This window comes from Stenotrophomonas sp. YJH_SMC_36 (assembly GCF_059369935.1).
The window spans coordinates 245132-258244 of sequence record NZ_JCAFTD010000001.1; the positions used below are offsets into that span (position 1 = coordinate 245132).

Below are 13113 nucleotides of genomic sequence, written 5' to 3' on the forward strand. Positions count from 1 at the left end.
CAGACCCTTGCATGGAACGGGTTCAGGCCGCTATCGCGACGCCGGTTCCACGCCGGTAAACGCTTGGCATATACCGCCTTCGCGGGGGGATGCCTACACTCGGCGGCCGTGCATCAATCAGGACCGTTCATGTTGGCTCGTATCGCTTCGACCCTGGCCCTTGGCCTCAGCCTGGCCGTCCTGGCCGGGTGCGCAGGCAAACAGGAGGCCGCCGCGCGACGGCAGGGGGAAGCGGTGCCGGTCACCGCGCAGATCGTGCAGCCCACGCAATGGAACGACACCCTGCAGGCGCTGGGTACGGCCAAGGCGCGGGAGTCGATCAGCGTCACCGCCAAGGTCAGTGAGATCGTGGAGAAGGTGCACTTCGAAAGCGGCCAGCAGATCGCTGCGGGTGCGCCGATCGTGACTCTGCGCGGCCAGGCCCAGGAAGCGGCGCTGGTGCAGGCGCAGGCCACCTTCCACGAGGCCGACCAGCTGTACCGCCGGCAGCGCGAACTGGCCACGCAGCGGTTGGTGTCCAGCGCCACGCTGGATACGCAGAAGTCGATCCGCGATGCCGCCGAGGCCCGTGTCGCGCAGATGCAGGCCGACATCGGCGACCGTCGTGTGCGTGCGCCGTTCGCAGGTGTGCTGGGTATCCGCCAGGTCAGCCCTGGCACGCTGCTGACGCCGACCACGGTGATTGCCACCCTGGACGACATCGAGCGCATGCACGTCGATTTCCAGGTGCCGGAAGTGGAACTGGCCGCGCTTTCGGCGGGCGACAAGGTCAGCGCGACCAGCGTCGCGTGGCCGGGGCGCACGTTCGAAGGAGAGGTCACCACCATCGATGCACGTATCGACCCGGCCACCCGCGCGGTGACCGTGCGGGCCGACTTCGCCAACGCCGACCATGCGCTGCGCCCGGGCATGCTGCTCGATGTGCGCCTGTTCCGCCCCGAGCGCCCGGCGCTGGTGATCCCGGAGATCGCGGTGGTGCAGGTGGGCCGTGACAGTTTCGTGTACCGCATCGGCGCGGACGACAGCGTCGAGCGCGTGGACGTGGTCACCGGCGCGCGCCGTGCCGGCGTGGTCGAGATCAAGCAGGGGCTGGCCGCCGGTCAGCGCATCGTGGTCGACGGTACCGGCAAGCTGCGCCCGGGTCTGAAGGTGGCCGCCCGTGATGCGGCGCCGGCCAGCGGTGCCAAGCCTGCCGATGCGCCTGCGCCGGTCGCGACCGAGGAACACGGCGGATGAAGCTGTCCGACGTTTCCATCCAGCGGCCGGTGTTCGCCGTAGTGATGAGCCTGCTGCTGCTGGTGCTGGGCATCATGTCCTTCACCCGCCTCACGCTGCGCGAACTGCCGGCCATCGACCCGCCCATCGTGTCGGTCTCGGTCGACTACACCGGTGCCTCGGCAGCGGTCATCGAAAGCCGGATCACCCAGGTGCTGGAAGATGCGCTCGCCGGCATCGAAGGCATCGATACCATCAACGCGCGCAGCACCAACGGCCGCTCGCAGGTCAGCATCGAGTTCACCTCCAACCGCGATATCGAGGCCGCGGCCAATGACGTGCGCGATGCCGTCAGCCGGGTTGCCGACCGCATGCCGGAAGAGGCGCGCCCGCCGGAGATCGCCAAGGTCGAGAGCGATGCCGATCCGATCATCTGGTTCAACATGGTCTCCTCGACCATGGATACGCTGGAGCTGAGCGACTACGCCGACCGCTATGTGGTCGACCGCTTTTCCAGCCTCGATGGCGTCGCCCAGGTCCGTATCGGTGGTCGCCAGCGCTATGCGATGCGCATCTGGCTGGACCGCGATCAGCTGGCCGCGCGTGGACTGACCACCGGTGATGTGGAAACCGCGCTGCGCAACGAGAACGTGGAACTGCCCGCCGGGCGCATCGAATCCACCGACCGCGATTTCACCCTGCGCGTGGAACGCAATTACATCAAGCCCGAAGACTTCGCGACCATCCCGCTGGGCAAGGGCAGCGACGGTTACGTCGTGCGCATGGGCGACGTGGCGAAGATCGAGCTGGCGTCGGCCGAGCGCCGCGCCTATTACCGCAGCAATGGCGAGCCGGGCATCGGCCTGGGCATCGTCAAGACCTCCACCGCGAACTCGCTGGACGTCGCGCGCACCGCGCGCGCCGAAGCCGAGCGGGTCGCGTTGACGCTGCCCAAGGGCACGCAGATCTTCGTTGCCTTCGACAACACCACCTTCATCGAAGCGGCCGTCGATCGCGTCTATGCCACATTGGTGGAGGCGATGATCCTGGTGCTGGCGGTGATCTGGCTGTTCCTCGGCAGCTTCCGCGCAGCGCTGATTCCGGCCGTGACGGTACCGGTGTGCCTGGTGGCCGCATTCATCGCGCTGTACGCGTTCGATTTCTCGATCAACCTGCTGACATTGCTGGCGCTGGTGCTGTGCATCGGCCTGGTGGTCGACGATGCGATCGTGGTGGTGGAGAACGTGCAGCGCCGGATCGATCTGGGTGAGCCGCCGCTGGTGGCGTCCAAGCGGGGTACCACGCAGGTGGCCTTCGCGGTGATCGCGACCACTGCGGTGCTGGTGGCGGTGTTCCTGCCGGTCGGGTTCCTCGAGGGCAACACCGGGCGCTTGTTCCGCGAGCTGGCGGTGGCGCTGGCCGCGGCCGTGGCGCTGTCCGCGTTCGTGGCGTTGACGCTGACACCGATGATGGCCTCCAAACTGCTCAAGCCGCATACCGGGCAGGCGCCGCGGGGCCTGCATGGCTTCGTCAACCGCAACCTGGAGCGGCTGGCCGGCGCCTACGGCCGCATCCTGCAGCGCCACGTCGACCGTACCTGGATCTACCTACTGGTGATGGCGGCGGCATTGGCTGCCAGCTGGCTGCTGATCAAGGTGCTGCCCTCGGAGCTGGCGCCAGCTGAGGACCGCGGTTCGTTCCAGATCATGATCGACGGCCCGGAAGGCGCAGGCTACGACTACACCGTGCAGCAGGTGCAGCAGGTCGAAGCGATGCTGGCGCCCCACGTGGGAGCAGACAAGCCGATCGTGCGCGCCAACCCGCGCGTGCCCGGTGGCTGGGGAGCGAGCGAGGAAATGCACACCGGCCGGGTGAGCATCTTCCTGCAGCCGTGGCGCCAGCGCAGCGAAGGCACCCCGGAGGTCGCCAATGAGCTGCAGAAGGAGCTGGACACCATCCAGGGCGTGCGCGTGCGCACGCAGGTCGGCGGTGGCCTGGTCCGCAGCGGCGGCCAGCCCTTCCAGATCGTGCTGGGAGGCCCGGAGTACGCCGAGATCGCGCAGTGGCGCGACCGCATCCTGCTGCGCATGGCCGACAATCCCGGCCTGGTCGGCCCCGACTCGGACTACAAGGAAACCCGCCCGCAGATGCGGGTGAACATCGACCGCCAGCGCGCGGCCGACCTGGGCGTGCCCGTCACCGCAATCGGCTCGGCGCTGGAAACGATGATGGGCTCGCGTCGCGTCACCACCTTCGTCGACAACGGCGAAGAGTACGACGTTCTGGTCCAGGCGGGCCGCGACGGACGCGCCACGCCGGCCGATCTGGCCGCGATCCGCGTGCGTGCCACCTCCGGTGAGCTGGTGCCCTTGTCGAACCTGGTCACCCTGAGCGAGGTTGCCGAGGCAGGCACCTTGAACCGCTTCAACCGCCTGCGCTCGATCACCATCAGCGCCGGCCTTGCGCCGGGCTACCCGTTGGGCGAGGCCATTGCCTGGGCACAGAACGTCGCGCGCGAGGAGCTGCCGCAGTACGCGCAGGTGAACTGGAAGGGCGAGTCGCGCGAGTACCAGAGCGCCGGCGGTGCGGTCCTGCTGACCTTCGCCATGGCCCTGCTGGTGGTGTACCTGGTGCTGGCCGCACAGTTCGAGAGCTTCATCCATCCGCTGACGATCATGCTGACGGTACCGCTGGGCGTGCTCGGCGCGCTGGTCGGCCTGTGGTTGAGCGGGGGCACAGTGAACCTGTTCAGCCAGATCGGCATCGTGATGCTGGTCGGCCTGGCGGCGAAGAACGGCATCCTGATCGTCGAGTTCGCCAACCAGCTGCGTGACGACGGCCGCAGCGTGCGCGAGGCCATCATCGAATCATCGATGGTGCGCCTGCGTCCGATCCTGATGACCTCCATCGCCACCGTGGTCGGCGCGATTCCGCTGGTGGTGGCCGGTGGACCGGGTTCGGCGAGCCGTGGCACGATCGGTATCGTGATCATCTTCGGCGTCACCCTGTCCACCTTCCTGTCGCTGTTCGTGGTGCCGGCGTTCTACGCACGGCTGGCCCCGTACACCCGCTCGCCGGAAGCAGTGAAGCGCGAGCTGGAAAAGCAGGAAGCAGCGTCGCCCTCGGTGGGCGGGCATGCCTGACCGTCGCGCCGACGGGGGCGGATCCCTTTCCCCGCAGGAAAGGGCCCCGACCCCAGTGCTGCGCGGCGACGGTTTCCAGCTGCGTCCATGGCGCGGCGGCGACCTCGAATCGCTGCTGCGTCATGCCAACGATGCCGAGGTGTCACGCGGCCTGCGCGATCGCTTCCCCTATCCCTACACACGTGAGGACGGTGAGGCGTTCCTTGCCGGTCGCGTGTTGACCCCGGGCACCCTGGCACTGGCCATCGAGATCGACGGCCAGGCCTGCGGCAGCATCGGTGCCCAGCCGGGCGTGGCCGAGCGTGGGCATACCGCCGAGCTGGGCTACTGGCTTGGCCGGGCGTACTGGGGGCGGGGCATCATGACCCGCGTGGTGGGCGTCTTCGCGCCGTGGGTGATGGACGAACTGCGCCTGTTCAGGCTTCAGGCCACCGTGGTGGACTTCAATCTGGGGTCGGCCCGGGTGCTGGAAAAGAACGGTTTCCACGAAGAGGGCGTGGAGCGCTGCGCCATCTACAAGCGCGGCACCCTGCATGACCTGCGCCGGTTCGCGCGGGTGCGCACCCAGTTGCCCTGAACGGCGCCGGGCATGGCCCGGCGCTACCCGCGGCGGAACCGGTAGCGCCGGGCCATGCCCGGCGGATGCCTTCCGGCGCTATCGCAGCGACCTTCGATCAGGGAGAATCGACCGGTCCCTTCCAGCCGACGGGACGTCCATTCACCCCGCCGACTGGAGAGAGCGCGCGTGGAAGCTACCGTACATTTCGTCAACAGCATCATCTGGAGCAAGGCACTGATCTTCGTGTGCCTGGCGGCCGGCCTTTACTTCAGCGTCCGCACCCGTTTCATGCAGATCCGCGGCTTCGTGGAAATGTGCCGCCTCACCGTCAAGGGCGAAAAGTCCGACGCCGGCGTTTCTTCGTTCCAGGCCCTGGCCATGTCCATGGCCGGGCGCATGGGTATCGGCAACATCGCCGGCGTGGCCACGGCCATCGCCTTCGGTGGCCCCGGTGCGATCTTCTGGATGTGGGTGATGGGCTTCCTCGGTGCATCCACCTCGTATGTGGAATGCACCCTGGCGCAGATCTACAAGACCAAGGATGCCGAAGGCCGCTACCGTGGTGGCCCGGCGTACTACATTGAAAAGGCGATGGGCCTGAAGTGGTATGCCATGGCCTTCGCCATCGCCACGATCATCGCCGCCGGCTTCCTGATGCCGGGGGTGCAGGCCAATGCCATCGCCGACAGCATCATCAATGCCTGCCGTGGCGGTGCGCTGTGCGGGCCGCTGGATGGCCAGGCCTTCGGCATGGAATCGGTTGCCGCGCTCAAGCTCGGCATCGGCATCGTGGTCGCGCTGCTGCTGGGCGTGGTGATCTTCGGCGGCGTCAAGCGCATCGCCACCTTCGCCGAGATCGTGGTGCCGTTCATGGCGGCGGCCTTCATCCTGATGGCCATCGTCATCATGATCCTCAATGCCGACCAGGTGCCGGAGATGTTCGGCATCATCTTCAACAGCGCGTTCGGCACCCATGCGGCGTTCGGCGCGATGATGGGCCTGGCGATCGAATGGGGCGTCAAGCGCGGCATCTACGCCAACGAAGCGGGACAGGGCTCCGGCCCGCACGCGGCGGCGGCCTCGGAAGTCTCGCATCCGGCCAAGCAGGGCTACGTGCAGGCGTTCGCGATCTACTTCGACACCATGATGGTGTGTACCGCCACCGCGTTCCTGATCCTGGCCAGCGGTACCTACAACGTGTACTCGCCGGTGGAAGGCGCGGCTCCGGTGTTCCAGGGCCTGGCCGGCATTCCGGAAGGGGCGGGCTATGCGCAGGCCGGCGTTGAAGCCGTGCTGCCGGGCTGGGGCGCGTCGTTCGTCTCGCTGGCGATCTTCTTCTTCGCCTTCACCACCATCATGGCGTACTACTACATGGCCGAGACCAATCTCAGCTATGTGAACCACAACAAGCACCGTCCGCTGACCGTGTTGTGTCTGCGCCTGGGCATCATCGCCATGGTGGTGTTCGGTGCGTTCCACAACGCGACCCTGGCCTGGGGCCTGGGTGACATCGGCGTGGGCCTGATGGCCTGGCTGAACATCATCGCCATCTTCATCATCCAGAAGCCCGCCATGCTGGCGCTGCGCGATTACGAACGACAGAAGAAGCTGGGCCTGGATCCGACGTTCGATCCCGATGCACTGGGCATCCGGAACGCCGATTTCTGGCGCCAGCGCAAGCAGGAGAACGTGTAAGTGAACAACCCCTGGAACAACCGCCGCCCGTCCGCTCGTCCGCCGCGCGCCACACCGTTGCCGCGCACGGACCTGCCGGCAACGGGCGGCGGTGGACGCGGAGGCAGCGATGAGCTGCGCCTGTACGGCCTGAATGCCGTGCTGGCCGCGTTCGCAGCGCGGCCGCAGGCACTGCGCAAGCTGTATCTGCTGGAGGCCCGGATTCCGCGCCTGCAGCCGCTGTTGAAGTGGTGCGTGGCCAACCGCGTGGGTTACCGCGTGGTCGAGGAAGGCGATCTGAACAAGCTGGCCGGCACCACCCACCACGAAGGCGTGGTGGCCGACGTGCTGCGTGCGCCGACCGTGCCGCTGGCGCAGTGGCTGCAGCAGATCGGCGAAGGCCCGTCACTGGCGCTGTGGCTGGATGGCGTAGGCAATCCGCACAACCTCGGCGCGATCCTGCGTTCGGCGGCGCACTTCGGCGCGAAGGCGCTGCTGTTGCCGGCCGACAGCACGCTGGCGCTGTCCGGTGCGGCTGCCCGCGTGGCCGAAGGCGGTGCCGAAGCCGTGCCGCTGGTGCAGCTGCCTGCGACCCCGCAGGCGATGGCCCAGCTGCGCGATGCCGGCTTCGGTCTGGCGGCCACACTCGTCGATGGCGGTGACGATGTATTCCGCACGTCGCTGCCGGCGCGTCTGGTCTACGTCATGGGCGCCGAAGGCGAGGGGATGGACCGCGACCTGGCCGGTGAATGTGACCTGCAGGTCTCCATTCCCGGCAGTGGCGCGGTGGAGAGCCTCAATGTGGCCTCGGCCACCGCAGTGCTGCTGGCGCAGTGGGCGAGCCGTCGCGACGGCTGACGGACAGGTCGCCGCCATCGGCTGCCAGGACCCGGCCCCCGTGGCCGGGTTTCTTTTGCGCGATGTGCCGGCGGGACCACCGCGGACGTCGTGCAGCGTCAAGGCGGCTTAAGGCGGATAACGTCGTCTCGCGTTGCGTACAGCCTGATTTTTCCGATCAAGCATGCTTTTGAAACTTGCCTCATTGTTGCGCCCTCTTGCTCGACGCAGGTTGGAGTTCCATTCCTGTCAGGCAAGGTGGTCCACATGCATGGTCGTCATCGTTGCGCCCTCGGCGCGCTCCTCTCGCTGTCAAGCCTGCTTGCGTCGGTCGATGTGTATGCCGGCGCACGCAGTCTGGAAGGCGTCAATTTCACGGGTCCGCTGATCACCCCGAATCCGGCCGGCATGCCGAAGGGGCACGGCTACATCGAACCCTATCTGGTACGTGTCGACAGCCGCGATCACTTCGATGACCGTGGCCAGCGCCAGCGCAGCGGTGAACGCAGTGGCGGCTGGACGGTGGTGGTGCCCATCGCCTATGGATTGGGTGAGCGGATCACCGGCCAGGTCAACCTGAGCGCGTCGCGCGCCGAATCCGGTGCCGCCCACAGCCGGGGTTTCCGCGCGGGTGACACCACTGCGCGCCTGCAGTATCTGCTGCAGGCGGCCAATGCGGATGGCACCCGGCCCGCGGTTTCAGTAGCGCTCGTGCAGCGCTTCAGCACGGGCAGCCATGACCGCATCACCGGCAATCCGCTCGACGCGCAGGGTGACGGCGTGCAGCGTACCGTTGCCGCGCTGGGCGTGCAGCAGGTGGTGTGGCTGGGCAACGAGCGGCCACTGCGCTGGCGTGCCCAGCTCAGTGCGGGTCCGGCGCCTTCCCGCACGGCCCTCACCGGTGCCAGCGTGTACGGTACCGCCGCGGGCTTCCAGGGCCACATCGCGCGCGGTTCGGTACTGGGCCTGTCGATCGGCGCCGAATACAGCGTCAACCCCCGCTGGGTGGCGGTGATGGAAGTGGCGGCCAGCCGCGAGACCCGGCAACGCCTCAGCGGCTTCGCTCCCGGCGCGGACGGCGCCATCGCGCGCGTCGACGAATGGTGCCCGGCCAGCCGTACGCTGACTTTCGCCCCTGCGTTGCAGTACCACTTCAGTCCCTCGCTTGGCCTGATCGCCGGCGTGGAGGTCACGGTGGCCGGCCGCAATGCCGCCCGCCTCATCAGCCCCCAGGTCGCCCTGGGCATGTCCTTCTGAGGGGGCGCGATGAACGTCGAATCGATCGTCAATGCCCTTCTCGGCGTGGTGTGGAGCCCTTACCTGGTGGTGCTGTGCCTGCTCGCCGGCCTGTACTTCAGCGTGCGCACCCGCTTCATCCAGCTCCGCGCGCTGCCTGACATGCTGCGCCTGGTGTTCCGCCATGAGCGGTCCGATGCAGGGGTCTCCCCGTTCCAGGCGTTGTCCCTGTCGCTGTCCAGCCGGGTGGGCGTTGGCAATATCGCCGGTGTGGCGATGGCCATCGCCTTCGGTGGTCCCGGTGCGATCCTGTGGATGTGGGTTGTCGCTTTCCTGGGTGCGTCCAGCGCCTTCATCGAATCGACGCTGGCGCAGATCTACAAGGATCGCGATGCCGGTGGCCAGTATCGGGGTGGCCCGGCCTACTACATCGAGAAGGGACTGGGCCAGCGCTGGTATGCGGTGCTGTTTGCACTGGTCGCCGTGCTGGCCGGCGCGATGCTGGCGGGTACGCAGTCCAATGCGATCACCAGCGCGGTGAATGAAGCCTGGGACGTACCGGTCGTGTTCACCACCGGCGCACTGCTGGTTGCACTGGGTGCCATCCTTGTCGGCGGTGTACGCCGCATCGCCGGTGTCGCCCAGTGGCTGGTACCGCTGATGGCCATCGCCTATCTGCTGGTGGCCGCGATGGTAATGGTGCTCAACGCGGACAAAGTGCCGGAGGTCGCAGCGCTGGTGCTGCGCAGTGCCTTCGGCATGGATGCAGCGTTCGGCGCCATGATCGGCACGGCGATCCAGTGGGGCGTGCGCCGCGGCGTGCTGTCCAACGAAGCCGGCATGGGCAGTGGTGCGCACCCGGCGGCCGCAGCGGAGGTCTCCCATCCGGTCAAGCAGGGCCTGGTGCAGTCGTTCTCGGTCTACATCGACACGATGGTGGTGTGCAGTGCGACCGCCTTCCTTATTCTTTCGACCGGCCTGTACAACGTCTACGACCCGGCGGTGAACGGCATTCCGGATGATGCGCGCCTGCTGCTGGGCAATCTGCCGGGCGTCGAGGCCGGACCGCGTTTCGTGCAGCACGCGGTGGAATCGGCATTGCCGGGCTTCGGCCGTTCATTCGTGGCGTTGGCCATCCTGCCCTTTGCGTTCACCACCATCCTGGCGCTGTACTACATGGCCGAGACCAACATCAGTTACCTGTGCCGGGACCGCCCGATGCCGTGGGTGATAGGCGGGTTCCAGCTGCTGTTCCTGCTGGCCACCGGCTACTCGGCGCTGAACAGTGCCACGGTCGCCTGGTCGCTGGGGGATATCGGCGTGGGCCTGATGAGCTGGTTGAACATCTTCGCCATCCTGCTGCTGCAGAAGCCGGCGCTGGCCGCGCTGCGCGATTACGAACACCACCGTCGCTTGGGGACGGATCCCCTCTTCGATCCGCACCGGCTTGGTGTTCGCAACACCTGCGCGTGGGAACGGTAATTGTCCAGGCAGATGGGGTGACCCAGCCTGGTGGGCGCGATCCCCTCTGGTGGATGCGATCCTTGCTGGTGGGTGCGGACCTTGGTCCGCACCTCCTTTCCCGCTGCGCTCGCCGGGCATGGCCCGGCGCTGCCGCATCACTCGTTCGGCGGTGTCGTCGCTTTGGCTTCACTGCCGAAGTTGCCGTCGGCCTCTGCGGCCAGATAGGCAAATACGGTGTATGCCGCCACATTCTGCGCCAGCGCCTTGGGGTCGATCTTGTCCAGCGTGTCGTCGGCGGTGTGGTGCAGGTGGAAGTAGTCCGAACCATCCTGTGCCAGCCACGCCCAGGCGCCACCCTTGGCCGCCAGCGGGCCGATATCCGGCCCCGGGCCGCCCTTGTCGGCTGCGTACTCGATGCCCAGCGGCTTCATCACCTCGGCGATCTGCCGGGTCGCTTCGCGCGAGCCTTCCGGGTTTGGCGAGCCGGTATTGAACGCATAGATGCGGCCGGCACCGAAATCGCTCTCGGCAGCCAGCTGGTGCAGCGCCACGTCCTTTGCATGTGCTTCGGCGTAAGCCTTGCCGCCGTACAGCCCCTGCTCTTCGTTGGCGAACGCGATCACCCGGATCGTGCGCTTGGGGGCCTGCTTGAGCTGGCCGATCAGATGCCCCGCGGCCATGGTGATGCCGACACCTGCGCCGTCATCGACGGCACCGGTGCCCAGATCCCACGAATCCAGATGGCCACCGATCACCACGACTTCCTTGGGCAGGGTGCGGCCAGTGATCTCGCCGATCACGTTGTAGGAGGTCGCCGTACCGTCCCAGCCGCAGTCCAGCGCGACTTTCACCGTAGTGCTGCCACGTGCCAGCAGACGTGCCAGCTGGTCGGCATCGGGCACCGACAGGGCCGCGGACGGTACCGGGGTCAGGCCGTCATCGAATCGGGTGATGCCGGTGTGCGGCACGCGGTGCGAATCGGTGCCGGCCGAGCGCATCAGGAAACCGACGGCGCCCTTGCGGATCGCCTCGGAAGGTCCCTTGCTGCGGATCGCGCCACCACGGCCGTAGTCGCGGCCATCGCGGAACGGCAGCATCTGGTAATCGACGAAGGCGATCTTGCCCTTCAATGAACCGGCGGGCGCAGCCTGCAGCGCGGCCAGGTCGGCGAAGCGCACGACCTCTGCTTCAACGGTACCGCCCGGGCTGCCACCCAGTGCGGTGATCTGCAGCGGCTGCGGGTTCCTGCCGGTCACGGCGGCGTGTTCGCTGCGGCGCTCCCACTTCGGGAAGGTCACCGGTTCTTTCCAGACCTTGTCGAAACCCAGGGCCTTGAACTTGGCTTCGGCCCAGGCGACCGCACGCGCGTCGGCTTCGCTGCCGGCGATGCGTGGACCGATTTCGGTGGTCAGCGACTCGACCACCTTCCAGCCGGTGTCATCGGCCAGGGCCTGATCGCGCAGCTGCGCGGCCGTGGCCAGCGACGCCGGGGGCAGGGTAGTGGCGCGCGGTGCCGCGAAGGCCGGGGCGGCCAGCAGGGCAAGGGAGGATGCGATGGCAAGGACGCGGCGACGCATGGACAACTCCGGGAAGGGACCAAGCCTTGGAGCTTAACAGTCGTTCAGACGCGCGCATGGGCGGGAGGTCATGTCCGGAGCGAACGCTGTTTTCCGCCACGTCCGGCAAAGCGAAAGCCCCGCCGGAGCGGGACTTTCACATGCGGCGGCCTCGCCGGGTACGGCCCGGCGCTACGCCTTATTTCTTCAGGCTGTCGCGGATCTCGCGCAGCAGCACCACTTCCTCGGCCGGGGCGGCGGGAGCGGCTTCCTTCTTGCGCGACAGACGGTTGATGACCTTGATCACCAGGAAAATGGCGAACGCCACGATCACGAACTGGATCAGGGTGTTGATGAAATCACCGTAGCCGATCACCACCGCCGGAATCTCCTTGCCGTCCGGCCCGATGCGTGCCGGCGACAGCGTCCACGCCAGCTGCGAGAAGTCCACCTTGCCGATCAGCAGGCCCAGCGGCGGCATGATGATCTTCTCGACCAGTGCAGTGACGATCTTGCCGAAGGCGGCGCCGATCACCACGCCGACGGCGAGGTCGATGACGTTGCCGCGCATCGCGAATTCCTTGAATTCGGTGAGCACTCCCATGTGTTTTCTCCTGTGGGGGATGTGGACAGCGCGCAGAGTAGCGCAGGTGGTGTCAGCCGGCGATCACGCCGTGGCGCTCGGCCACGTTTTCCAGGCGCGCGCTGAAACGGTCGCCCGGCTTCAGTGCGGCCACTCCGGACGGCGTGCCCATGAACACCAGGTCACCGGCGCGCAGCTGCCACAGCTTGGACAACTCGTGCAGGATTTCCGGCACGTTCCAGATCATCTGGTCCAGCAGGGCCTGCTGGCGCACTTCGCCGTTGACTTCCAGCGACAGGTTCAGCGCCGCCAGATCGCCCACTTCGCCGGCATGCACGATTTCGCTGATCGGTGCAGAGGCATCGAAGCCCTTGGCGGCGTCCCAGGGATGGCCCTTCTCCTTGGCGGCCGCCTGCAGATCGCGGCGGGTCAGGTCCAGGCCGACGGCATAGCCGTACACCAGCGCTTCGGCATCGGCCACGGGAAGCTCGCCGGCCGGGGCATCACGGCCGATGGCCACCACCAGCTCCACTTCGTGATGCAGGTTGGCCGTCGCGGGCGGATAGGGGATGGCATCGTCATGGCCGACCACCAGCGCATCGGCAGGCTTGCTGAAGAACATCGGCCGGCCGCGGTCGTCGGCCGCCGGCACCGCGGCTCCCATTTCGCGCGCATGGTCGGCAAAGTTGCGACCCACGCAGTAGACGCGGTGCACGGGGAAGCTGCCACCGCCCACCACCGGAACACGCGGCGTGGCAGGTGCAGGGATCACATCGGAAACATCGGACATGCGGGCATCCAGGAAGGGAATGCCCGCAGTCTAGAACGCATGGCGCCCGCCGTCAG

The 13113-nt window shown here is 67.3% G+C and carries 10 protein-coding genes; 7 read left to right on the forward strand and 3 right to left on the reverse strand.

The window, feature by feature from the left end:
* Window positions 1–129: 129 nt before the first annotated feature.
* The 7 genes from AC5P76_RS01035 to AC5P76_RS01065 all read left to right on the forward strand — a co-directional run bounded on the left by AC5P76_RS01035 (window position 130) and on the right by AC5P76_RS01065 (window position 10146).
* Window positions 130–1236, forward strand: a complete 1107-nt coding sequence (locus tag AC5P76_RS01035) for an efflux RND transporter periplasmic adaptor subunit (protein WP_065181660.1) — start codon at window positions 130–132, stop codon at window positions 1234–1236.
* Window positions 1233–4358: an efflux RND transporter permease subunit gene (locus AC5P76_RS01040; RefSeq protein ID WP_065181659.1), complete on the forward strand. Its 3126-nt coding sequence runs from the start codon at window positions 1233–1235 to the stop codon at window positions 4356–4358. The genes AC5P76_RS01035 and AC5P76_RS01040 overlap by 4 nt, the downstream gene beginning before the upstream one ends.
* The gene (locus tag AC5P76_RS01045) at window positions 4351–4935 is read left to right on the forward strand and encodes a GNAT family N-acetyltransferase (RefSeq protein ID WP_128988465.1); all 585 of its coding nucleotides are present in this window, start codon (window positions 4351–4353) and stop codon (window positions 4933–4935) included. Before AC5P76_RS01040 ends, AC5P76_RS01045 begins: the two co-directional genes overlap by 8 nt.
* 168 nt (window positions 4936–5103) lie before the next feature.
* Window positions 5104–6612, forward strand: a complete 1509-nt coding sequence (locus tag AC5P76_RS01050; RefSeq protein WP_065175761.1) for an alanine/glycine:cation symporter family protein — start codon at window positions 5104–5106, stop codon at window positions 6610–6612.
* Entirely contained in the window at window positions 6613–7449 is an 837-nt protein-coding gene (locus AC5P76_RS01055; RefSeq protein WP_111186759.1) for a TrmH family RNA methyltransferase, read from the forward strand.
* Window positions 7450–7695: 246 nt separating this feature from the next.
* Window positions 7696–8685 (forward strand): hypothetical protein, encoded by a 990-nt coding sequence (locus tag AC5P76_RS01060; RefSeq protein WP_253120041.1) that lies wholly within the window; start codon window positions 7696–7698, stop codon window positions 8683–8685.
* A gap of 9 nt (window positions 8686–8694) precedes the next feature.
* Window positions 8695–10146, forward strand: coding sequence for an alanine/glycine:cation symporter family protein (locus AC5P76_RS01065; RefSeq protein WP_253120043.1), 1452 nt, complete (start codon window positions 8695–8697; stop codon window positions 10144–10146).
* Between the two features lie 137 nt (window positions 10147–10283).
* Here AC5P76_RS01065 and AC5P76_RS01070 read toward each other — a convergent pair whose 3' ends face one another.
* The 3 genes from AC5P76_RS01070 to AC5P76_RS01080 form a co-directional block, all read right to left on the reverse strand.
* Window positions 10284–11705, reverse strand: coding sequence for a M28 family peptidase (locus tag AC5P76_RS01070; RefSeq protein WP_053517073.1), 1422 nt, complete (start codon window positions 11703–11705; stop codon window positions 10284–10286).
* Between the two features lie 178 nt (window positions 11706–11883).
* A complete protein-coding gene (gene mscL / locus AC5P76_RS01075) occupies window positions 11884–12288 on the reverse strand; it encodes a large-conductance mechanosensitive channel protein MscL (protein WP_053517072.1) in 405 nt (134 codons plus the stop codon).
* Between the two features lie 52 nt (window positions 12289–12340).
* Window positions 12341–13057 carry a fumarylacetoacetate hydrolase family protein gene (locus AC5P76_RS01080; protein WP_065181655.1) on the reverse strand — a complete coding sequence of 239 codons (717 nt, stop codon included), beginning with the start codon at window positions 13055–13057 and terminating at the stop codon, window positions 12341–12343.
* Between the last annotated feature and the right edge of the window lie 56 nt (window positions 13058–13113).

Excerpts from the sequence above, each read along its gene's own strand:
- AC5P76_RS01035 (WP_065181660.1), top strand. The coding sequence starts at position 130 with ATGTTGGCTCGTATCGCTTCGACCCTGGCCCTTGGCCTCAGCCTGGCC.
- AC5P76_RS01060 (WP_253120041.1), top strand. The coding sequence starts at position 7,696 with ATGCATGGTCGTCATCGTTGCGCCCTCGGCGCGCTCCTCTCGCTGTCA.
- mscL (WP_053517072.1), bottom strand. The coding sequence starts at position 12,288 with ATGGGAGTGCTCACCGAATTCAAGGAATTCGCGATGCGCGGCAACGTC.
- AC5P76_RS01065 (WP_253120043.1), top strand. The coding sequence starts at position 8,695 with ATGAACGTCGAATCGATCGTCAATGCCCTTCTCGGCGTGGTGTGGAGC.
- AC5P76_RS01040 (WP_065181659.1), top strand. The coding sequence starts at position 1,233 with ATGAAGCTGTCCGACGTTTCCATCCAGCGGCCGGTGTTCGCCGTAGTG.
- AC5P76_RS01045 (WP_128988465.1), top strand. The coding sequence starts at position 4,351 with ATGCCTGACCGTCGCGCCGACGGGGGCGGATCCCTTTCCCCGCAGGAA.
- AC5P76_RS01080 (WP_065181655.1), bottom strand. The coding sequence starts at position 13,057 with ATGTCCGATGTTTCCGATGTGATCCCTGCACCTGCCACGCCGCGTGTT.
- AC5P76_RS01070 (WP_053517073.1), bottom strand. The coding sequence starts at position 11,705 with ATGCGTCGCCGCGTCCTTGCCATCGCATCCTCCCTTGCCCTGCTGGCC.